General features: G+C 70.3%; 17 protein-coding genes. 9 read left to right on the forward strand and 8 right to left on the reverse strand.

The genetic code is table 11. From position 1 onward, the window contains the following. Positions 1-56 precede the first annotated feature (56 nt). On the forward strand, positions 57-1004 hold the full coding sequence (locus ACWC5O_RS40145; RefSeq protein WP_450591536.1) for a hypothetical protein: 948 nt from the start codon (positions 57-59) through the stop codon (positions 1002-1004). 147 nt (positions 1005-1151) lie between these two features. On the opposite strand, the gene ACWC5O_RS40150 is transcribed toward ACWC5O_RS40145, so the two are convergent. Then, entirely contained in the window at positions 1152-1586 is a 435-nt protein-coding gene (locus ACWC5O_RS40150; RefSeq protein WP_450591535.1) for a Rieske 2Fe-2S domain-containing protein, read from the reverse strand. A 210-nt stretch (positions 1587-1796) separates the two neighbouring features. On the opposite strand from ACWC5O_RS40150, the gene ACWC5O_RS40155 reads away from it, so the two are divergent. Next, a complete protein-coding gene (locus ACWC5O_RS40155; RefSeq protein WP_450591533.1) occupies positions 1797-2924 on the forward strand; it encodes a LacI family DNA-binding transcriptional regulator in 1128 nt (375 codons plus the stop codon). Continuing rightward, positions 2921-3832, forward strand: a complete 912-nt coding sequence (locus ACWC5O_RS40160; protein WP_450591532.1) for a carbohydrate kinase family protein — start codon at positions 2921-2923, stop codon at positions 3830-3832. Before ACWC5O_RS40155 ends, ACWC5O_RS40160 begins: the two co-directional genes overlap by 4 nt. Positions 3833-4002: 170 nt before the next feature. On the opposite strand, the gene uvrA is transcribed toward ACWC5O_RS40160, so the two are convergent. Further along, the gene (gene uvrA, locus ACWC5O_RS40165; protein WP_450591531.1) at positions 4003-7029 is read right to left on the reverse strand and encodes an excinuclease ABC subunit UvrA; all 3027 of its coding nucleotides are present in this window, start codon (positions 7027-7029) and stop codon (positions 4003-4005) included. A 225-nt stretch (positions 7030-7254) separates the two neighbouring features. On the opposite strand from uvrA, the gene ACWC5O_RS40170 reads away from it, so the two are divergent. The 5 genes from ACWC5O_RS40170 (at position 7255) to ACWC5O_RS40190 (ending at position 11549) form a co-directional block, all read left to right on the forward strand. Further along, positions 7255-7941: a maleylpyruvate isomerase family mycothiol-dependent enzyme gene (locus ACWC5O_RS40170; protein ID WP_450591530.1), complete on the forward strand. Its 687-nt coding sequence runs from the start codon at positions 7255-7257 to the stop codon at positions 7939-7941. Between the two features lie 46 nt (positions 7942-7987). Continuing rightward, positions 7988-8644: an MBL fold metallo-hydrolase gene (locus tag ACWC5O_RS40175; protein ID WP_450591528.1), complete on the forward strand. Its 657-nt coding sequence runs from the start codon at positions 7988-7990 to the stop codon at positions 8642-8644. A 318-nt stretch (positions 8645-8962) separates the two neighbouring features. Beyond that, complete coding sequence (locus ACWC5O_RS40180) at positions 8963-9847, forward strand: ABC transporter substrate-binding protein (RefSeq protein ID WP_450591527.1); 885 nt, start codon at positions 8963-8965, stop codon at positions 9845-9847. Next, a complete protein-coding gene (locus tag ACWC5O_RS40185; protein ID WP_450591526.1) occupies positions 9844-10785 on the forward strand; it encodes an amino acid ABC transporter permease in 942 nt (313 codons plus the stop codon). The genes ACWC5O_RS40180 and ACWC5O_RS40185 overlap by 4 nt, the downstream gene beginning before the upstream one ends. Continuing rightward, positions 10782-11549, forward strand: a complete 768-nt coding sequence (locus tag ACWC5O_RS40190; protein ID WP_450591525.1) for an amino acid ABC transporter ATP-binding protein — start codon at positions 10782-10784, stop codon at positions 11547-11549. Before ACWC5O_RS40185 ends, ACWC5O_RS40190 begins: the two co-directional genes overlap by 4 nt. Positions 11550-11561: 12 nt before the next feature. Here the strand turns inward: ACWC5O_RS40190 and aroQ are convergent, their stop codons facing one another. Further along, positions 11562-12035, reverse strand: a complete 474-nt coding sequence (aroQ, locus tag ACWC5O_RS40195) for a type II 3-dehydroquinate dehydratase (protein ID WP_381657986.1) — start codon at positions 12033-12035, stop codon at positions 11562-11564. Between the two features lie 208 nt (positions 12036-12243). Here aroQ and ACWC5O_RS40200 point away from each other — a divergent pair, with 208 nt between their 5' ends. Beyond that, positions 12244-13515: an MFS transporter gene (locus tag ACWC5O_RS40200; protein WP_450591524.1), complete on the forward strand. Its 1272-nt coding sequence runs from the start codon at positions 12244-12246 to the stop codon at positions 13513-13515. 14 nt (positions 13516-13529) lie between these two features. Here the strand turns inward: ACWC5O_RS40200 and ACWC5O_RS40205 are convergent, their stop codons facing one another. The 5 genes from ACWC5O_RS40205 to uvrB form a co-directional block, all read right to left on the reverse strand. Beyond that, positions 13530-14630, reverse strand: coding sequence for a calcium:proton antiporter (locus ACWC5O_RS40205; RefSeq protein ID WP_450591523.1), 1101 nt, complete (start codon positions 14628-14630; stop codon positions 13530-13532). A gap of 169 nt (positions 14631-14799) precedes the next feature. Then, positions 14800-15801 (reverse strand): TerC family protein, encoded by a 1002-nt coding sequence (locus ACWC5O_RS40210; RefSeq protein WP_450591522.1) that lies wholly within the window; start codon positions 15799-15801, stop codon positions 14800-14802. A 224-nt stretch (positions 15802-16025) separates the two neighbouring features. Further along, entirely contained in the window at positions 16026-17957 is a 1932-nt protein-coding gene (locus tag ACWC5O_RS40215) for a TerD family protein (protein ID WP_450591521.1), read from the reverse strand. 50 nt (positions 17958-18007) lie between these two features. Continuing rightward, positions 18008-18586: a TerD family protein gene (locus ACWC5O_RS40220; RefSeq protein ID WP_450591520.1), complete on the reverse strand. Its 579-nt coding sequence runs from the start codon at positions 18584-18586 to the stop codon at positions 18008-18010. Positions 18587-18743: 157 nt separating this feature from the next. After that, positions 18744-20891 carry an excinuclease ABC subunit UvrB gene (uvrB, locus tag ACWC5O_RS40225; protein WP_450591519.1) on the reverse strand — a complete coding sequence of 716 codons (2148 nt, stop codon included), beginning with the start codon at positions 20889-20891 and terminating at the stop codon, positions 18744-18746. Positions 20892-20906 lie beyond the last annotated feature (15 nt).

Here is a 20906-nt window from a genome sequence, read left to right on the forward strand (position 1 = left end):
ACCTGCGCCAACGGTCTGACCAGCCGTCGCGACACCTCACAGAAAGGCCCCTGTGCATGCGGCACGCCACAGAGCACGCGGACGTCCCCACCGCGGAACTGGACACGGCCCTGCGGGGCGGCCCCTTCCACGTGGCCCTGCGCGCCGCGATCGCCGCCCGCGGACTGCCGCTCCAGCGCGTGCAGCACCATCTGTCGCGCCACGGGGTCAAAGTCGGTGTCACCAGCCTGAGTTACTGGCAGCAGGGCGCCCGCCGCCCGCAGCGCCCCGAGTCACTGCGCGCCGTACGGGCCCTGGAGGAGATCCTCCAGCTGCCGGACGAGTCCCTGATCCGGCTGCTCACCGAGTCCGGCGAGCCCGCCTCCACCCGCCGCCCGTCGGCCCGCTCCTACCGCTCTCTGATCGAGGCCTCGGACGCCCTGAACCGGCTCCAGGGCGACCTTGGCTGGTCCCTCGACGGCGGCCTGCACACCCTCGGCCATCATGAGCGGGTCCGGATCGGCGCCCGCCGCGAACTGGCCGGCATCGAGTCCCACCACATCGTGCGGGCCCACCGCGACGGCGTCGACCGCTTCCTCGCCGTCCACCACGGCGACCCCGGTTGCAGCCCCCGCTCCATGGCTGTGCACGCCCTGGAGAACTGCCGGACCGGGCGCGTCCGCCTGGACCAGGGCACCGGCGTACTGGTGGCCGAACTCCTCTTCGGCACCCGGCTGCGCTCCGGCGACACCTTCCTCTTCCGGTACGGCATCGAGGACGGCACTGCGGGGGTTTCCCGTGAGTACGTCCACGGGTTCGGCTTCCCGGGCGGCCAGTACGCGCTCCAGGTGCGCTTCGACCGGGCCGCGTTGCCCACCCGCTGCCACCGCTTCACCCAGCACTCCCCCGCGGCCCCGCGCACCGTCCGCCACGAGCTGCCGGTCAGCGGGCCGCACCACAGCGTCCACGTGGTCGAACCCCGGATACGGCCGGGACTGGTCGGCATCGCCTGGGACTGGGAGTGACGCGGGGCTGGGTGTGACGCGGGGCTGGGTGTGACGCGGGAGTGGGTGTGGCGCGGGAACGGGTGTGGCGCGGGAACGGAACGCCCGGAGCCGGTGTGACGATGGCCGGGCGTGAGAGTCTGACCGCCGCTCGACCGTGCGGGCCGGTCAGGCGCCCGGACCGGCGATGATCCTGCCGTTCGACGCCTTCACCGGCAGTTCGTTCAACGCCTCGGTGGCCGGCGTCTGGACCACCTTGCCCGTCACGGCGTCGAACTGGCTGCCGTGGCAGGGGCAGGTCAGAGTCGTCCCCTGGAGCTTGTTGATGGGGCACCCCGCGTGCGTGCAGATGGTGCTGTACGCCTTGAGGGCCCCGCTCCCGTCCCGGCTGACCACCACGTTGTGCTCCCGGTAGAGCTTCGCGCCGCCCTTGGCGACCTCGCTCTCGGCACCGAGGTCGACCGGCGCGGTCGGGGTCGCGTCGGCGGTGGTGCCGCCCGGGGCCGAGCAGGCGGCCAGCCCGAGCCCGGCCACCGGAGCCACGGCGGCTCCTCGCAGGACGGTACGACGACTCGTGGACGGGCGGGCCGATCGGGCAGACATCAGGTCTCCACTGGTCAGGGGGTGTGCAGGCCGACGATACCCGGGCAGAACGACCGGCTCCGGGGCGGGGGTGGTGAGCGGGGACGAGGGAGGATCGGGTGCGTAAACGTTTACGTAAGCGTTTACGCGGGGGTGGTGGATGGGGTACCTTCCCGGCGTCCGACAGTCCCGCGGCTCAGCGGCTCAGCGGCTCAGGGAGAGGAAAACGCGATGGCCAACATGGCTGACGTCGCCCGGAGTGCCGGAGTATCCGTGGCGACCGTCTCCCACGTGCTCAACGGCACGCGTCCGGTGCTGCCCCACACCCGCCAGGCCGTACTGGACGCCGTCGACGCCCTCGGCTACACGCCCAACACCCTCGCCCGCTCCCTGGTGACCTCCCGCACCCGCTCCATCGGCCTCGCGGTGTCGGCGATCAGCAACCCGTACTTCACGGAGATCCTCCAGGGCGTCGAGGCCGCCGCCCTGGAGGAGGGCTACAGCCTGCTCATCGCCGACCCGCACGACGACCCCGCGCACGAGCGGAAGGTCGTCCAGCTCCTCCACGAGCGCCGGGTGGACGGCATGATCGTCGCCCCCTCCGCGCACCCGCACGACCTTGTCGCCTACCTCGGCCGCCACGAGGTTCCGACGGTGTTCCTGGACCGGGTGCTCCCCGAGCAGGCGCGTTTCGATCAGATCTGCGCCGAGAACGAGGGCCCGACGGCCCGCCTCGTGACCCATCTCGCCGGGCTCGGCCATCGCCGGATCGGCCTGGTCGCGGGCCTGCCCGGGCTCAGCACCACCAGTGAACGGATCACCGGCTACCGGCAGGGCCTCGCCGCCGCCGGGCTGGCCCACGACGAGGACCTCATGGTGTCCGGCAACTCCGAGTCGGCGGGTGCCGAGCGGGCCACGGCCGCCCTGCTCTCCCTGCCGGCGCCGCCCACGGCGCTGGTCACCGCCAACAACGCAATGACCATCGGCGCCCTGCGTGCCCTGCGCCGGGAGTGCCTGGCCGTCCCGGACGACATCGCCCTGTGCTGCTTCGACGACTTCGCCTGGGCCGACCTGTTCTCGCCCCGGCTCACCGCCGTCGCCCAGCCCAGCAAGGAGATCGGCGCCCAGGCCGTCCGGGTGCTCCTGGACCGGCTGGCCGACCCCGACCGACCGGCCCGGACCGTCCGGCTGACCTGCGCCCTCGTCCACCGCACCTCCTGCGGATGCCCGGAGGACCGGGACCAGGCCGCAGACGCAAGGCCGGCCGAGCCTGGTGGGAAGACCGAACCGTCCGCGCGCTCCGCACATTCGGCGCTGTCCGCGCCGTCCGCGCTCTCCGAGAAGGGAACCGCCTCGTGATCGTCGTCGCCGGTGAGGCACTGATCGACCTGGTACCGCACGGCCCGGGTGCGCTGGCGGACCTGAAGCCGGCGCTCGGCGGCGGCCCGTACAACACCGCCGTGGCCCTCGGCCGCCTCGGCTCCCCGACCGCCTTCTGCTCCCGCACCTCGCACGACGCCTTCGGCGAGGCCCTGCTGGAGGGGCTGCGCCGGGCCGGGGTGGACGTGTCCGGCGTGCAGCGTGGCCCCGAGCCGACGACGCTCGCGGTCGCCACGATCGACGGCGGCGGCTCGGCTGCCTACTCCTTCTACGTCGACGGCACCGCCGACCGTCTCTTCAGTGCCCCCGCCGCTCTCCCCGCCGGCACGCGCGCGGTGTCCTTCGGCACCTGCTCGCTCGTGCTGGAACCGGGGGCGAGCGCCTACGAGGTGCTGATGCGGACCGCGGCCGCACAGGGCCTGTTCACCGCCCTCGACCCCAACATCCGGGCGGGCCTCATCCCGGACGCGGACGCCTACCGGGCGCGTTTCAAGAGCTGGCTACCCTCGGTGACGCTGCTGAAGCTGTCCGCGGAGGACGCCGAGTGGCTGGGCGGCACCCCGCGCGAGTGGCTGGCCGCGGGGCCGGCGGCCGTGGTGGTCACCCGGGGCGGTGACGGTCTCACCGTCCACACCCGGGACGGCGCGGAGTACTCCGTACCGGGCGAGAAGGTCGAGGTCGTGGACACCATCGGTGCCGGTGACACGGTGAACGCGGCCCTGCTGCACGGCCTGTCGGCTCAGGACGCTCTGTCGCCGGAGGGACTCGCCGCCCTGGGACGGGACGGCTGGCGACGGCTGCTGCGGTTCGCGGCACGCGCGGCGGCGATCACCTGTTCACGCGCGGGAGCGGAGCCGCCGTACGCGGCCGAGCTGGGCGAGTTGTGAGCGGTCTCTTTTCTCTGTGCTCGTGTCAAGGTTCAGCCGAACCCACGGTTCGTGGGACGACCGAACCGCGGAGCGGGTGTAGCTGATGATGAAACGAGCGGCGCCCCACGGGGAGTTCCCGCGGGGCGCCGCTTTTTTGATGACGTGTCAGGGCATGGCCCCAACCGGACTCAGGCCTTGCGGGCCCGCGTCGTCTTCTTCGCCGGTGTCGTCTTCTTCGTGGCCGCGGCGGCCTTCTTGGTCGCCGTGTTGTTGGCCTTGGCCGTCACCGTCTTCTTCGCCGTCGACCTGGCCGCGGCGGTCTTCTTGGCCGCTGCGCCGCGCGGTGCCTTCACCGGGGCCGCGTCGCTGATGCGGTCGGCGCCGAGGATCTCGCGCAGGAACTTGCCGGTGTGGCTGGCCGGAACGCCGGCGACTTCCTCGGGCGTGCCCTCGGCGACCACCAGGCCACCGCCGGCGCCGCCTTCCGGACCCATGTCGACGACCCAGTCGGCGGTCTTGATCACGTCGAGGTTGTGCTCGATGACGATGACCGTGTTGCCCTTCTCGACCAGGCCGGCGAGGACCTTCAGCAGCTTGCTGATGTCCTCGAAGTGCAGACCGGTGGTCGGCTCGTCCAGGACGTAGACGGTGCGCCCGGTGGAGCGCTTCTGCAGCTCGCTGGCGAGCTTCACACGCTGCGCCTCACCACCGGACAGGGTGGTCGCGGACTGGCCGAGCCGCACGTACCCGAGGCCGACGTCCTTCAGCGTCCCCAGGTGCCGGGAGATCGCCGGGACCGCCTCGAAGAACTCGGTCGCCTCCTCGATCGGCATGTTCAGCACTTCGGCGATGGACTTGCCCTTGTAGTGGACCTCCAGGGTCTCCCGGTTGTACCGGGCGCCGTGGCAGACCTCGCACGGCACGTAGACGTCCGGGAGGAAGTTCATCTCGATCTTGATCGTGCCGTCGCCCGCGCAGTTCTCGCAGCGGCCGCCCTTGACGTTGAAGGAGAACCGCCCGGGCAGGTAGCCGCGGACCTTCGCCTCGGTGGTCTCGGCGAACAGCTTGCGGATGTGGTCGAAGACGCCGGTGTACGTCGCCGGGTTGGACCGCGGGGTGCGGCCGATGGGCGACTGGTCGACGTGCACGACCTTGTCGACGAGGTCGTCGCCGTCCACGCGCGTGTGCCGTCCGGGGACGCTGCGCGCGCCGTTCAGCTCGCGGGCCAGGTGCGTGTAGAGGATGTCGTTGACCAGCGTCGACTTGCCGGATCCGGACACGCCCGTGACGGCCGTGAACACCCCCAGCGGGAAGGACACGTCGATGTCCTGCAGGTTGTTCTCCCGGGCGCCGTGCACGGTCAGCCGGCGGGACGGGTCCTGGGGGCGCCGTACGTCCGGCAGCGGAATGGACTTGCGCCCCGAGAGGTACTGACCCGTCTGGGACTCGGTGTTGGCGAGCAGTTCCTTCAGGGAGCCGCTGTGCACGACCTTGCCGCCGTGCTCGCCGGCGCCGGGACCGATGTCGACGATCCAGTCGGCGACCTTGATCGTGTCCTCGTCGTGCTCCACGACGATGAGCGTGTTGCCCATGTCGCGCAGCCGGACCAGGGTCTCGATCAGCCGGTGGTTGTCACGCTGGTGCAGGCCGATGGACGGCTCGTCCAGGACGTACAGGACGCCGACGAGGCCGGACCCGATCTGGGTGGCCAGGCGGATGCGCTGGGCCTCGCCGCCCGAGAGGGTGCCGGCCGCGCGGTTGAGGGAGAGGTAGTCGAGGCCGACGTCGACCAGGAAGCGCAGTCGCTCGTTGACCTCCTTCAGGACGCGCTCGGCGATCTTCTTGTCGCGGGCGTTCAGCGTCAGCTCGCCCAGGAAGTCCGCGCAGTCGCTGATCGACATCGCGGAGACCTCGGCGATCGACTTCTCCATGATCGTGACGGCGAGGACGATCGGCTTCAGGCGCGTGCCCTCGCAGGAGGGGCAGGGCACCTCGCGCATGTAGCCCTCGAAGCGCTCGCGGCTGGCGTCGCTCTCGGCCTCGCTGTGCCGGCGCTTCACGAAGGGCACAGCACCCTCGAAGGGCGTGGTGTACACGCGCTCGCGGCCGTACCGGTTGCGGTACCGGACCTCGATCTGGGTCTTGTGGCCGTAGAGCAGGGCCTTCTTGGCCCGCTGCGGCAGGCCCGCGAAGGGGATGTCGGTGCGGAAGCCGAGCGCGTCCGCGAGGGCGCCGATCAGGCGGCCGAAGTAGTCCTTGGTGTGCCCGTGCGACCAGGGGTGGATGGCGCCCTCGTCCAGGGACTTGTCCTCGTCCGGGACGATCAGCTCCGGGTCGACCTCCATGCGCGTGCCGATGCCGGTGCACTCGGGGCAGGCGCCGAAGGGCGAGTTGAAGGAGAAGGAGCGGGGCTCCAGCTCCTCGAAGGACAGGTCGTCGTACGGGCAGTACAGGTGCTCCGAGTACATGCGCTCGCGCTCGGGGTCGTCCTCGGGGAGGTCCACGAAGTCGAGCACGACCATGCCGCCGGACAGGCCGAGGGCGGTCTCCACTGAGTCGGTGAGGCGGCGCTTGGCGGAGTCCTTCACCGTGAGGCGGTCGACGACCACCTCGATGGTGTGCTTCTCCTGCTTCTTCAGGGTCGGCGGTTCGGACAGCTGGATGGTCTCGCCGTCCACACGCGCGCGTGAGTAACCCTTGGTCTGCAGGTCGGCGAAGAGGTCGACGAACTCGCCCTTGCGCTCGCGCACCAGCGGCGACAGGACCTGGAAGCGGCTCCCCTCCGGCAGCTCCAGGACCTTGTCGACGATGGCCTGCGGCGACTGGCGCGAGATCGGGCGGCCGCACTCGGGACAGTGCGGCTTGCCGATGCGGGCGAAGAGCAGACGCAGGTAGTCGTAGACCTCGGTGATGGTGCCGACCGTCGAGCGCGGGTTGCGCGAGGTCGACTTCTGGTCGATGGAGACCGCCGGGGACAGACCCTCGATGAAGTCGACGTCCGGCTTGTCCATCTGGCCGAGGAACTGGCGGGCGTACGAGGAGAGCGACTCCACGTAGCGGCGCTGGCCCTCGGCGAAGATCGTGTCGAAGGCCAGCGAGGACTTGCCCGACCCCGACAGGCCCGTGAAGACGATGAGCGAGTCACGCGGCAGGTCGAGCGAGACATTCTTCAGGTTGTGCTCGCGCGCGCCACGGACGATGAGACGGTCGGCCACGCCGGTCCGCACCTTTCTTGAGAGAAGTGACAGGGGCGGGGCCCCCGTGCTTCTTCGAGACTAGGGGGAGCCACTGACAACGCCGGTCGGATTTCCCGGTTGCATAACAACCCCCGGTCATCCAGCATGCCCGACGCCACCCCCGACGATATAGCACGTGCTTTCGATTTTCGGCCGAGGTTCACCACCTTCACCCAAAGGTGTGGCGGAGCTAAGGTCAGGCCCATGATTGATCACGCTCATGACCTGGCCTGTGTACGCGAAGCGACCGAGCGGCTCCTCACCGCTGTCGCCAAGCTGGACAACGCTTCTCTCGCCGAGCCGTCACGCCTGCCCGGCTGGACCCGCGGACACGTCCTCGCCCACCTCGCCCGCAACGCGGACGCGCTCGTGAACGTCCTCGAGGGCCGCCCCATGTACGTGAGCGCCGAGGCCCGGGACGCCGACATCGAGCGGGACGCCCCGCGCGCCCTGGACGTCCAGCTCGCCGACGTCCGCGAGAGCGCTGCCCGCTTCCAGGAGACGGGGGCCGCACCGGCGGACTGGACGCGCACGGTGGAGCTGCGCAACGGGGTCACCGACTCCGCGTCCCGGGTGCCGTTCCGGCGGTGGGCCGAGGTCGACCTGCACCATGTGGACCTCGGGACCGGGTACGAGCTGGAGGACCTTCCGGCGGAGTTCACCGAGCGGGAGATCGAGTTCCTGGCACAGCGGTTCTCCGGGCACCCCGACGTCCCGGCGACCCGGGTCACGGACGGCACGCGCGTGTGGAGCACGGGACGCGAGGCCGCCGAGCCCGAGGTCGCGGTCAGCGGGTCTCCGGCGGACCTGCTGGGCTGGCTCGCCGGACGCCGCGAAGGTGCCGCCCTGGAGGCGACGGGCGGCGCCCTCCCGAAGCTGCCTCCGCTGTAGCGCGACGACGGGCCGCCGGGCACTCCCCCGCTATAGGCTGATCACCATGACGTACAGCGGAGAGGTCAAGGTCGGCGGCCCGGCGGACGTGCACGAGCTGAAGGACCTGATGATCACGAAGATCGCGGTCGGCCCGATGGACAACAACGCCTATCTGCTGCGCTGCCGGGCCACCGACGAGCAACTCCTGATCGACGCCGCCAACGAGGCACAGACCCTGCTGACCATGATCGGCGACGACGGCATCGCGTCCGTCGTCACCACGCATCAGCACGGCGACCACCGGCAGGCGCTCGCCGAAGTCGTCGCCGCGACGGGTGCCCGTACGTACGCCGGCCGGGAGGATGCCCCGGGAATCCCGGTGCCCACCGACGTCCTGGTCGACGACGGTGACGTCATCAGGGTGGGGCGCGTGGAACTCACCGCGCGCCATCTCGTCGGACACACTCCGGGCTCCATCGCGCTGGTCTACGACGACCCGCACGGCCACCCGCACGTCTTCACCGGGGACTGCCTCTTCCCGGGCGGCGTCGGCAACACGCGCAAGGACCCGGAGGCGTTCGCGAGTCTGATCCGCGACGTGGAGACGAAGATCTTCGACGTGCTGCCGGACGAGACGTGGGTGTACCCGGGGCACGGCAACGACACCACTCTGGGGGCGGAGCGGCCACATCTGCCGGAGTGGCACGCGCGCGGGTGGTGATGCGTCCGGCGCGCACAGCACAAGAAGTTGGCGTTTCCGCGCTGGTCGCGCGCCCCGTGTGAACTGTTCGCACGCACGGGGGGCACATGCGCGCTCCCCCCGCGCCGTGTCACGCGGTCAACTGGTGGCGGCCCCGCACAGGATGACGGCTCCTGCGCGGTATGGGCCGCCGGTCTGCCAACCCCGCCCTCGGCCGGCGGCCCAGGCCAGGGCCACCTCGGGTGGCAGCGTTCACACGAGCGCAACACCCGTTCCCAGTATGCGGACAATGACCGCCGTGACCTGGACAAACAGGGGGTTCGCTGCCAATCTCCCGCCATGCACCTTGCCCCTCGCGCACTGCGCCGCGCGGTAGCCGCCGCCACCATAGCCCTGCTCGCCACCGCTGTCGGCTGTGCTCCGCAGCCCGAGGAGCAGGCGTCGGCCGCCCCGTCCGGGTCCGCCGAGAAGAGCTGCGCCAAGGGCAAGTTGGCCACCAAGACGTCCGGGAAGCTGACGGTCGCGACGGACGAGCCCGCGTACGAGCCGTGGTTCAAGGACGACAAGCCCGCGAACGGCAAGGGCTTCGAGTCCGCGGTGGCCTACGCCGTGGCCCAGCAGCTGGGTTACGACAAGAGCGCCGTGGTCTGGCAGAGCGTGCCCTTCAACAAGGCGTTCGCACCCGGCGTGAAGACCTTCGACTTCGACGTCAACCAGGTGTCGATCAGCACGGAGCGCAAGAAGGCCGTGGACTTCTCCTCCGGTTACTACGACGTGCGTCAGGCCGTCATCGCGCTCAAGGGCAGCAAGGCCGCCAAGGCGACGAGCCTCGCGGGCCTGAAGAACCTCAAGCTGGGCGCCCAGGTGGGCACCACGAGCCTCGACTACATCACCGACGTGGTGAAGCCGAAGCAGGAGGCCGCCGTGTACGCGAAGAACGACCAGGCCAAGTCCGCGCTGAAGAACGGTCAGGTCGACGCCATCGTCACCGACCTGCCGACCGCGTTCTACATCACCGCGGCCGAGGTGACGAACGCGAAGATCGTCGGCCAGTTCGAGAACCAGGGCGGCACGCCCGAGCAGTTCGGGCTCGTGCTCGACAAGGGCAGCGCGCTGACCTCGTGCGTGACCGGCGCCGTCGACGCCCTGCGCAAGGACGGCACCCTGGCGCGGATCGAGAAGCAGTGGCTCTCGGACGCCGTCGACGCTCCGGTGCTCAAGTGACGCTCACCAAGGGTGAGTCCGCGGCGGAGGGGGCGGACGACAAGGGTGACATGACCGGCGGCGCCGGGGACGCGGTGCCCGGCGCCGGTGACGGCTACGTGCCCTCCGAGCGGCGGCTGGAGCGCGAGCGTTACAAGCGGGTGCGCGCCCGCCGCGCCACGGCCGTCGCGGCTCTCTCCACTCTGGTCACGGCGGCCGTGCTCTACCTGGTCGTCGTCAACGCGCCGGGCTGGCCGCGCACCGAGGAGACGTTCTTCAGCGCTCAGTACGCGCGCGAGGCGTTCCCGAAGGTCCTCGAAGGACTGTGGCTGAACGTCCGCCTCCTGATCGTCTGCGGTGCCGCCGTGCTGGTCCTCGGCATGCTCATCGCCGTGGCCCGCACCCTGCGCGGCCCGGTGTTCTTCCCGTTGCGCGTGCTCGCGGCGGCGTACACCGACTTCTTCCGCGGTCTGCCGCTCATCATCAACTTGATGATCGTGGTGCTGGGCGTGCCCGCGCTGCGGCTGCAGGGCGTGACGGTGGATCCGGTGCTGCTGGGCGGTACGGCGCTGACGCTGACGTACTCGGCGTACGTGGCCGAGGTGTTCCGGGCCGGCATCGAGTCCATCCACCCCTCACAGCGCGCCGCGGCCCGCTCGCTGGGCCTCACCAACCGGCAGGCCCTGCGCTACGTCGTACTGCCCCAGGCGGTGCGCCGTCAGGTGCCGCCGCTGCTCAACGACCTGGTGTCGCTGCAGAAGGACACCGGCCTGGTGTCGATCGGCGGCGCGGTGGACGCCGTACGGGCCGCCGACATCATCGTGGGCCGCAGCCTCAACTACACGCCGTACATCGTCGCGGGCTTGATCTTCGTGGCGCTGACCATCCCGATGACGCGTTTCACGGACTGGGTGACGGCCAGGATGGACCGGCAGCGGGCCCAGGGAGGATCGATATGAGTACGGCACCCCGGGACGGCTCCCCGGTGTTGCGGATGGAGTCCGTCCGCAAGACTTTCGGGGGCTCGGTCGTACTGCGGGACGTCGGCCTGGAGGTCGCCCCGCACACCGTGACCGCGCTGATCGGCGCCTCCGGCTCGGGCAAGTCCACGCTGCTGCGCTGCGCCAACCTCCTGGAGGAGATCGACGACGGCGCGATCTGGCTGGACGGCGAGGAGATCACCGACCCGCGCGTCGACCAGGACGCGGTACGGCGCCGTATCGGCGTGGTCTTCCAGGCGTACAACCTCTTCCCGCACATGACCGTGCTGGACAACATCACGCTCGCCCCGCGCCGGGTGCACGGCGTCTCTCGCGCGGAGGCCGAGGAGCGGGCCAGGGAGTTGCTGGAGCGCCTCGGGCTGGGCGGCAAGGCCGCTGCCTACCCGGACCGGCTGAGCGGCGGCCAGCAGCAGCGTGTGGCGATCGTACGGGCCCTCGCCGCACGGCCCCGGCTGCTGCTGCTCGACGAGATCACCGCCGCGCTGGACCCCGAACTCGTCGGCGAGGTCCTGGAAGTGGTCCGTGGCCTGAAGGACGAGGGCATGACCATGGTGCTGGCGACACACGAGATGGGGTTCGCCCGGGACGTCGCCGACCAGGTTTGTTTTCTGGACGGAGGGGTCGTGCTGGAGCGCGGCACCGCCGAGCAGGTCTTCGGCGATCCGCAGCAGGACCGCACGCGGCGCTTCCTGCGGCGGATCGTGGAGTCCGGCCGCCTGTAGGGCCTACGGAGGCTATGCGTCGGCCTGCGCCGCCCCCACCAGGGCGGCGACCCGCTCCACGCCGAACACGTAGCCCTGCACGCCGCAGCCCGCGATCACGCCGTCGGCGCGCAGCGAGACGTACGAGTGGTGCCGGAACGACTCACGCTGGTGGATGTTGGAGATGTGCACCTCCAGCACGGGCATGCCGTCGCAGGTGTTGAGCGCGTCCAGAATCGCGACCGATGTGTGGGAGTAGGCGCCGGGGTTGATGACGATCCCGCAGTGGGTGAGCCGCGCCTCGTGGATCCAGTCGACCAGCTCGCCCTCATGGTTGGACTGCCGGAAGTCCACCGTGCCGCCGTGCGCCGCCGCCGCCTTGGCGCACATCGCCTCGACGTCGGCGAGCGTGTCCTTGCCGTAGATCTCGGGCTGGCGCTGGCCGAGGAGGTTCAGGTTGGGCCCGTTGAGGATCATGATCGGGGCGTTGGCCAGGGTGCGGGGCACGGTTCCTCCGGTCCGTTCGGGGCGGCTTCTGCGACCGCTTGCTCGAACCCGGTCTATCACGGCGCGCGGCGCGGGAAGGGGGGCGCCTGCTCCGGCCGCCTCGGCGCGCGCCATGGCCCATTGATCACACCGCACGCCCCCGTAACCCTTGATCACGGTGGGTAGTTGACACAGTGTGCACGATGTACGGGCCGTAAGGGCCCCCTCCATGCCACGGCTCGCGGCCGCCTCGCTCGCCGGGACCGCGATCGAGTTCTACGACTTCTTCGTCTACGGGACCGCGGCGGCCCTGGTCCTGGGACCTCTGTTCTTCCCGACGTTCTCGCCGGTGGCGGGGACGCTGGCGGCGTTCGTGACGTTCGGGGTGGGGTTCGTGGCCCGGCCGCTGGGCTCGGTGCTGTTCGGGCACCTCGGGGACCGCCGCGGACGGCGGCCGGTGCTGGTCGTCTCCCTGCTGCTGACCGGTGCTTCGACGGTCGCGGTCGGGTGCGTGCCGGTGTACGGATCCGTCGGCGTGGCCGCCCCCGTGCTGCTGCTCGTCCTGCGCTTCCTCCAGGGTCTCGGGCTCGGCGGTGAGTGGGGCGGGGCGGTGCTGCTGACCGCCGAGCACGCGCCCGCGGGACGGCGCGCCCTGTGGTCGAGCTTCCCTCAGGTGGGGCCCGCGGTCGGCTTCGTGCTCGCCAACGGGGTGATGCTCGCGCTGTCGGCGGCACTGTCCGACGCGCAGTTCGCGCAGTGGGGCTGGCGGGTTCCGTTCTGGGCGGCCGGTGTGCTGGCTCTGGCCGGGCTGTGGCTGCGTTCGTCACTCGCCGAGACTCCCGGGTTCCTGGAGATCGACGACCACGCGCGCGTGCCGCTCGTCGAGGTCGTACGACACCACGGGCGGCTGGTGCTGCTGACGGCCGGGGCGCTGGCCGTCGGGTACGCCGTGTTCTACGCGGTGACGACGTGGTCGCTGGCATACGCGACCGAACGCCTCGGGGTGAGCCGGACCGTCATGCTGACGTGCGTCATGGCCGCCGTGGTGGTCAAGGGCGCGCTCACGCCCCTCATGGCGCTGCTGGGCGACCGTTACGGGCGCCGTCCGATGTGCCTGGTGGGGTGCACGGCATGCGCCCTGTGGATGCTGCCGATGGTCGCGCTGCTGGCGACGGGCGAGCCGCTGCTGATGTTCCTCGGCATCCTGGGCGCGCTGATCGCCTTCGTCATCATGTTCTCGGTGATCGCCGCGTACCTGCCGGAGCTGTACGAGGCGCGGGTGCGCTGCACGGGGGCCGCGGTCGGCTACAACCTCGGCGGGGTCCTGGGCGGCGCGCTCACCCCGATCGTCGCCACGGCCCTGGCGGAGCACGGCGGGCGCGTTCCGTGGGGTGTGGGCGTGTATCTGACGGGGATCGCCCTGCTGAGCCTGGCCTGCTTCGCGCTGCTGCCGGAGACGCGGCCTGTGCCCGTGCCGACGGTGGAGCCGGTCACGAGCTGACCGGGCCGGCCGCGCTACGGGTTGATCGCCAGCTCCAGGTAGGCCGCGAACAGCACCAGGTGCACGCCGCCCTGCAGGGGCGTGGCCCGGCCCGGCACCACTGTCAGGGAGCTGACCACCACGGTCAGTGCGAGCAGCAGCATGTACGTCGGTCCGAGACCGAGGACGAGAGGTCCGGACAGCCAGATGGAGGCGAGGGCGACGGCGGGGATGGTCAGGCCGATGCTGGCCATCGCCGAGCCGAGCGCGAGGTTGAGGCTGGTCTGCACCCGGTCGCGGCGGGCGGAGCGCAGCGCGGAGATCGTCTCGGGCAGCAGGACGAGCAGGGCGATGATCACGCCGACGACCGCTTGGTTCAGGCCGGCCGCCTCCACACCGGACTCGATGGTGGGCGACACCCCCTTGGCCAGGCCCACCACCCCGACCAGGGCGAGGCCGAGCAGGCCGAGGCTGGTCCAGGCGACGCGCGCGGAGGGGCGTGCGGCGTGGTCGTCGGCGGTGATGACCTCGCCCTGCCGGGTGATCGGCAGGAAGTAGTCGCGGTGCCGCACGGTCTGGGTGGCCACGAACAGGCCGTAGAGGATCAGTGACGACAGCGCGGCGAACGTCAGCTGCACGGTGGAGAACTCGGGGCCCGGCTTGCTGGTGGTGAAGGTTGGCAGCACCAGGCTGAGCGTGGCCAGCGTCGCGACGGTCGCCAGGGCGGCGCCGGTGCCCTCGGGGTTGAAGATCGCTGTCCCGTGACGCAGGGAGGCGACGAGGAGGCAGAGCCCCACGATGCCGTTACAGGTGATCATCACGGCGGCGAAGACGGTGTCCCGGGCCAGGGTGGCACTCTTGTCACCGCCGTCCGCCATGAGGGTGACGATCAGGGCCACCTCGATGACGGTGACGGCGATGGCGAGCACCAGGGAACCGAAAGGTTCACCGACGCGGTGAGCGACCACCTCCGCGTGGTGCACCGCCGCGAGGACGGACCCCGCGAGGACCAGAGTCACCAGCGCCACGACCGCGCCGGGCAGATGACGGCCCCAGGTGAAGATCAGCAGAACGACCGCGAGCACCGGCACGAGGAGCGTCCACTGGGTGGTGAGCGACCTGAGCCGAGTGATCATGCAGCGATCGTGGCAGACACGTACAGGGTTCGCATTCGGGTTCGCATTCCGCTCTTCTCGGATCCCTTCTCATCCTTTCGGTGCGGGGCACCAGCGCCGGTAGGGCTGGTACCCCGCAGGTCGGGTGATGGTTCTCGCGCCCCCTGCCGTCCGGCGTCGACCTCTGCCGTCAGGCGTCGACACTGTCCGTCGCGGCGCCCTCGCTCTCGCTGTGCGCAACCTCGGCGGCCACCTGCTTCCTGACGGCCATGAGGCTGGTGATGGTGGTGACGACCAGCACCGCACAGATCACGCCGAGCGAGACCGGGATGCTGATCTCGGGGACGTGCACCCCGGACTCGTGCAGCGCGTGCAGCACCAGCTTGACGCCGATGAAGCCGAGGATGATCGACAGGCCGTACGACAGGTGGACCAGCTTCTTGAGCAGGCCGCCAATGAGGAAGTACAGCTGGCGCAGACCCATCAGGGCGAAGGCGTTGGCGGTGAAGACGATGTACGGGTCCTGGGTCAGGCCGAAGATCGCGGGAATGGAGTCCAGCGCGAACAGCACGTCGGTGGTGCCGATGGCGAGCATCACGACGAGCATCGGGGTCATGACCCGCTTGCCGTTCTGCTGGATCCAGAGCTTGGTGCCGTGGTACCGGTCGGCCACGCCGAAGCGGCGCTCCGCGGCCTTCAGCAGCTTGTTCTCCTCGTATTCCTCGTCCTCCTCGTCGGCGCGAGCCTCCTGGATGAGCTTCCAGGCGGTCCAGATCAGGAAGGCGCCGAAGAGATAGAAGACCCAGGAGAAGCTGGCGAGGATCGCGGCTCCGGCCGCGATGAAGACGGCCCTCAGGAGCAGGGCTATGAGGACACCGACGAGCAGGACCCGCTGCTGGTACTGGGAGGGCACCGCGAACTTCGCCATGATCAGGACGAAGACAAAGAGGTTGTCGACGCTCAGCGACTTCTCGGTGATGAAGCCCGCGAAGAATTCGCCGGCCGGCTGGCCACCTCCGAGGACGAGGAGACCGAGGCCGAAGAGCCCGGCCAGGGCGATCCAGACGACGGTCCAGATGCCGGCTTCCTTGATCGACACGTCATGAGGCTTGCGCCCGATGAGGAAATCGACCGCGATCAGGGTGGCAAGACCCACGATGGTCAGGACCCACAGGGTCACAGAGACTTCCATGGCACCTCCGGCATTACGTAACGGCAAACACTGTCAGCGCTGTCGCTGCCGGAGGTCTCTTCCACCCGCGATGGGCCGACGCCCCGGGATCCACATCGATCCGTACTGACGGGTGCGTCGCAGTCAGGGAGTACTCCCCTCCGCTGGGAAGACAGTACCCCAATTACCAAGGAAAGGTAAAGTCATTAGTAAATGAAAGACCAAAACCGCTGCTCAGATACCCTTTACCGATGCTTGGTGCGGGCTGTTGTCACCTCGGTGAGCACCTGCTGGAGGATCCCGCTGCCGGGTGGCACGAGCGAGGGCTCGTACGTCCAGGCGTGGCCGACCCAGGGATCGGCGAGGTGATCGTCGGGTACGGGGGTGAGTCGCATGAGCGAACGCCACAACGGGTCGAGCAACGGGCCGTAGGCCTCGGCGTCCGCACGGTCCGCGACCATCAACAGGTGCATGCCGACGGACGGGCCCTCGTCGGCGAGATAGCGCAGCTGGGTCACCGCACGGTCGTCGAAGCCGTGCGGGAAGTCGTTGACGATCAGCAGCTGCTGGGCGGTGTCGACGTCGGGTGGCAGCGATGCGGCCGCGCCGCCGCGCACCGCCATCTGCGTCAGGTCGACACGGCGGGTGAGCCGTCCCAGCATGTCCGCCACGCCCGCCGCGCCGCTCGCGGTCGGAACCGCCGCAGCCCCCGCCCGTGTCAGCGGCAGGAGCGCCTGGGAGCCGGCACCGGCCGGGTCGACGACCTGTACGGCGAACTCCCCCACCGGGTGGACGGCGAGCAGCCGTACCGCGAGCGCCACCGCGGCGTCCATGGCCAGCCGACGTACCTCGGCGGAGTCCAGGAAGGTGTCATCGTCGGGTCCTTCCACCGGGCCGCTGTCGATCCACAGCCCCCGCTCCAGCGGCAGCCGGACCAGCATGGGAATGCGCAACGGCACGCTCTCGGGCAGGTGGAGATCGCCGAGCCGCACGGCCATCGGCGGCTCGTCCGGCACGCGGTAGCCGTGCCAGGCGGGGTTGTCCCAGCGGGCGTATGCCGGCGGCAGCGCGGGCTCGACGACCTCGGACTCCGCGGTGAGCTGGGCGAGGTCCCGGTCGAAGACGGCCCGTGCCTGGTCGACCAGCTGGGAGTGCCGGGTGTGGGCCGCCTCGCGCGCGGCCTGGCCCGTCGTGCCGAGCCGGCTGCGCGGATCGGCGAGGACCTGGTCGAGTTCCTTCTCCAGGCGGGCGCCGGCGAAGTCGACGGCGCTGCGGTACGCGGCCGTGCTGCGGGCCAGATCCTCGAACATGCCCCAGACCTGGTTGTACAGCCGCTCCTCCATCGACCAGCCCACCGCGTCACCCGCCACGGGCTGGGCAGGCTGCCCGTCCTGGACCGGGGACGCCGGAGGCGGCGGGGGCGTGGGAGTACGGCGGCCGGGGTGGGTGTAGTCGATCGGACCGCCCGGCGTCCGAGCGTCGATCGGGCCGCCCGATGTCCGAGCGTCGCGCGCACCCTGCGTGTCGTGCGCACCCTGCGCGTCCTGCGTGTCGTACGACTGTGTCGGCCGTGGTGCCGAAGAGCCCGCGATGTCCTGAGGCTGTGGCACCGGAATCGCGCGGGCGAGGCCTCGGGACACCGCCTCCTGGATGCCCGCCGCGAGCCCTTCGGCCTGGGGCACGCCCTGGTCGGCGAGGAGCGCGGCGAGGCCGGCGGCGTAGCCCTGGCCGACCGCGCGGACCTTCCAGGCGCCCTGCCGGCGGTACAACTCCAGGGCGACGACGGCGGACTCGGCGTCCAGGTCGGTGAGGGTGAAGCGGACGATCTCGGTGCCGTCGAGGCCGGTGACCGCCGTACGCGGGGCGGCGACCGCACCGAACCGGAGCGCGCCTCCCGGCTGCGTGGGCAGGGCCAGCAGCACGGTGACGCGGTGGACCACCTCGGGCAGGGCGGCCAGGTCGACGGCGAGCCGGTGGTCGGCGGCGGCCTGCCCCGGGACCTCGATCCCGGGCAGCGTGGGGGCGCCGGGGTGGGCCACCCACTCGGCGCCGTGCACCGTGCCGTGCTCGTCGCCGAGCGTGGCTCCCGCCAGGACCGGCACCCCGGCAGAGATCCGGATCTCAAGCCGGACCTGCGACAGCGGGTGGTTCTGTCCCCGCACCAGCTCGGCCGTCATCGCCGACGCCCCCCTGTCTCGTGTTGTCGTGCGCGCCGCGTCGGGCGGTCCTACAGATACGACCGGATCGCCGGCATCAGGTCCTGGAAGGTGCGGCCCCTGGCCGGCTCGCCCAGGGCGGTCATCGTCCAGCCCGAGCCCACGCGGTGCACCTTGGCCATGATCTGGGCGGTGTACTCGCCGCCGCCCGCCAGCGTGTAGCGGGCCAGCTCCTGGCCGTTGGTCTCGTCCACGAGGCGGCAGAACGCGTTCTCCACCTCCTGGAAGGTTTGGCCCGTGAAGGAGTTCACGGTGAAGACGATCTGGTCGATGTGGACCGGGACGCGCTGCAGGTCCACGAGGATGGCCTCGTCGTCACCGCCCTGGCCGACGCCGCCGACGAGGTTGTCGCCGGTGTGGCGCACGGAGCCGTCGTCGCTCACCAGATGGCGGAAGAAGACGACGTCGACCGGCTCCTTCTCGGCGAAGAGAACCGCGGAGGCGTCCAGGTCGATCTCGCGGGTGCGCGAGCCGAACAGGCCGCGCCGCTTCGCCGCCTGCCAGCCGAGACCCATACGGACCGCGGTCAGGATGGCCCCGTCCTTCTTCTCCAGGCTGATGGCCTGACCCTTGGTCAAGTTGACGGTCACGGCTGATTCCCCTCTCGATGTTCCCCTGTTGCCGCACAGTGGGCGGCTGTCCAGAACCCTACGCACGGGCACTGACAGTGCCGAACCCCGGCTCGCGCTTTGTGTCGGTGTTGCAACACGAGGCGCGTATGCCGAGGTCCGGCAGGGTTACGAGGGGTCAGGCGAGGCCCGCCTCCCGCATCTGGCGCAGTTCCTTCTTCATCTCGGAGACCTCGTCGCGCAGCCGGGCGGCGATCTCGAACTGCAGCTCGGCGGCGGCGGCGCGCATGCGCTCCGTCATCTCCTCGATCTGCTCGGCGAGTTCGGCCGCCGGGCGGTCCGTGGGCACCACGGCCCCAGCCTTGCCCTTGGCGGCCTTGCCGCCCTTCGCACCCTTGGCCGCCTTGTCGCCGAGCGACGGGACGGGGGCCTTGGCGCCCTTGCCGTCCTTCTGCTTGCGGTAGCCGGAGCCGAGCAGCTGTTCGGTGTCGACCTCCTCGCGGGCGATCTGCGCGACGATGTCGTTGATCTTCTTGCGCAGCGGCTGCGGGTCGATGCCGTTGGCCTTGTTGTATGCGACCTGCTTCTCCCGGCGGCGGTTGGTCTCCTCGATGGCCTTCTCCATCGCCGGGGTGATCTTGTCGGCGTACATGTGGACCTGGCCGGAGACGTTGCGCGCCGCGCGGCCGATGGTCTGGATCAGCGAGGTGCCGGAGCGCAGGAAGCCCTCCTTGTCGGCGTCGAGGATCGCCACCAGGGACACCTCGGGCAGGTCGAGACCCTCGCGGAGCAGGTTGATGCCGACCAGGACGTCGAACTCGCCGGAGCGCAGCTCACGCAGCAGCTCGACGCGGCGCAGGGTGTCGACGTCGCTGTGCAGATAGCGCACCTGGATGCCGAGTTCCAGGAAGTAGTCCGTGAGGTCCTCGGCCATCTTCTTGGTGAGCGTGGTGACCAGGACGCGCTCGTCCTTCTCGGTGCGCTTGCGGATCTCGTGCACCAGGTCGTCGATCTGGCCCTCGGTGGGCTTGACGACGACCTCCGGGTCGACGAGGCCGGTGGGGCGGATGATCTGCTCGACGACGCCGTCGCCGCGGGACAGCTCATAGGTGCCGGGGGTCGCCGACAGGTAGACCGTCTGACCGATGCGCTCCTGGAACTCCTCCCACTTCAGGGGGCGGTTGTCCAGGGCGGAGGGCAGCCGGAAGCCGTGCTCGACCAGGGTCCGCTTGCGGGAGGCATCGCCCTCGTACATGGCCCCGATCTGCGGGACGGTGACGTGCGACTCGTCGATGACGAGCAGGAAGTCGTCCGGGAAGTAGTCCAGCAGGGTGTTGGGCGGGGAGCCGGGCGAGCGGCCGTCGAAGTGCATCGAGTAGTTCTCCACACCGGAGCAGGTGCCGATCTGGCGGAGCATCTCGATGTCGTACGTGGTGCGCATCCGCAGGCGCTGGGCCTCCAGCAGTTTGCCCTGCTTCTCCAGCTCGGACAGGCGCTCCCCCAGCTCCTTCTCGATGTCGTTGACGGCCCGCTCCATGCGCTCGGGTCCGGCGACGTAGTGGGAGGCGGGGAAGACGTACAGTTGCTGGTCGTCGCTGATGATCTCGCCGGTGAGCGGGTGGAGCGTGGAGAGTGCCTCGATCTCGTCGCCGAACATCTCGATGCGGACGGCCAGCTCCTCGTAGACCGGGAAGATCTCGATGGTGTCGCCGCGGACCCGGAAGGTGCCGCGGGTGAAGGCCATGTCGTTGCGCGTGTACTGGATGTCGACGAAGCGGCGCAGCAGTTCGTCGCGGTCGGTCTCGTCACCGACCCGGAGCGGGACCATCCGGTCCACGTACTCCTGCGGAGTACCGAGGCCGTAGATGCAGGACACCGAGGCGACCACGATGACGTCGCGGCGGGTGAGCAGCGAGTTCGTCGCCGAGTGGCGCAGGCGCTCGACCTCCTCGTTGATCGAGGAGTCCTTCTCGATGTAGGTGTCCGACTGCGGGACGTAGGCCTCGGGCTGGTAGTAGTCGTAGTACGAGACGAAGTACTCGACCGCGTTGTTCGGGAGGAGCTCGCGGAACTCGTTGGCCAGCTGGGCGGCCAGCGTCTTGTTCGGCGCCATCACGAGGGTGGGGCGCTGGAGCTGCTCGATCATCCACGCGGTGGTGGCGGACTTGCCGGTGCCGGTCGCGCCGAGCAGGACGACGTCCTTCTCACCGGCCTCGATGCGCTTGGCCAGCTCGGCGATGGCCGCCGGCTGGTCTCCGCTGGGCTGGTAGGGGCTGACGACCTCGAAGGGCGCCACCGTGCGTTCGATGTGGGAAACGGGCCGCATGGGATCCACCGTACG

This window comes from Streptomyces sp. NPDC001450 (genome assembly GCF_053597295.1).

Bases quoted from the DNA above. Each gene is read 5' to 3' on its own strand.
- uvrB (WP_450591519.1), bottom strand. From the start codon at position 20,891: ATGCGGCCCGTTTCCCACATCGAACGCACGGTGGCGCCCTTCGAGGTC.
- ACWC5O_RS40180 (WP_450591527.1), top strand. From the start codon at position 8,963: ATGCACCTTGCCCCTCGCGCACTGCGCCGCGCGGTAGCCGCCGCCACC.
- ACWC5O_RS40150 (WP_450591535.1), bottom strand. From the start codon at position 1,586: ATGTCTGCCCGATCGGCCCGCCCGTCCACGAGTCGTCGTACCGTCCTG.
- ACWC5O_RS40215 (WP_450591521.1), bottom strand. From the start codon at position 17,957: ATGACGGCCGAGCTGGTGCGGGGACAGAACCACCCGCTGTCGCAGGTC.
- ACWC5O_RS40145 (WP_450591536.1), top strand. From the start codon at position 57: ATGCGGCACGCCACAGAGCACGCGGACGTCCCCACCGCGGAACTGGAC.
- ACWC5O_RS40205 (WP_450591523.1), bottom strand. From the start codon at position 14,630: ATGATCACTCGGCTCAGGTCGCTCACCACCCAGTGGACGCTCCTCGTG.
- ACWC5O_RS40190 (WP_450591525.1), top strand. From the start codon at position 10,782: ATGAGTACGGCACCCCGGGACGGCTCCCCGGTGTTGCGGATGGAGTCC.
- ACWC5O_RS40170 (WP_450591530.1), top strand. From the start codon at position 7,255: ATGATTGATCACGCTCATGACCTGGCCTGTGTACGCGAAGCGACCGAG.
- ACWC5O_RS40200 (WP_450591524.1), top strand. From the start codon at position 12,244: ATGCCACGGCTCGCGGCCGCCTCGCTCGCCGGGACCGCGATCGAGTTC.
- ACWC5O_RS40175 (WP_450591528.1), top strand. From the start codon at position 7,988: ATGACGTACAGCGGAGAGGTCAAGGTCGGCGGCCCGGCGGACGTGCAC.
- ACWC5O_RS40155 (WP_450591533.1), top strand. From the start codon at position 1,797: ATGGCCAACATGGCTGACGTCGCCCGGAGTGCCGGAGTATCCGTGGCG.
- ACWC5O_RS40210 (WP_450591522.1), bottom strand. From the start codon at position 15,801: ATGGAAGTCTCTGTGACCCTGTGGGTCCTGACCATCGTGGGTCTTGCC.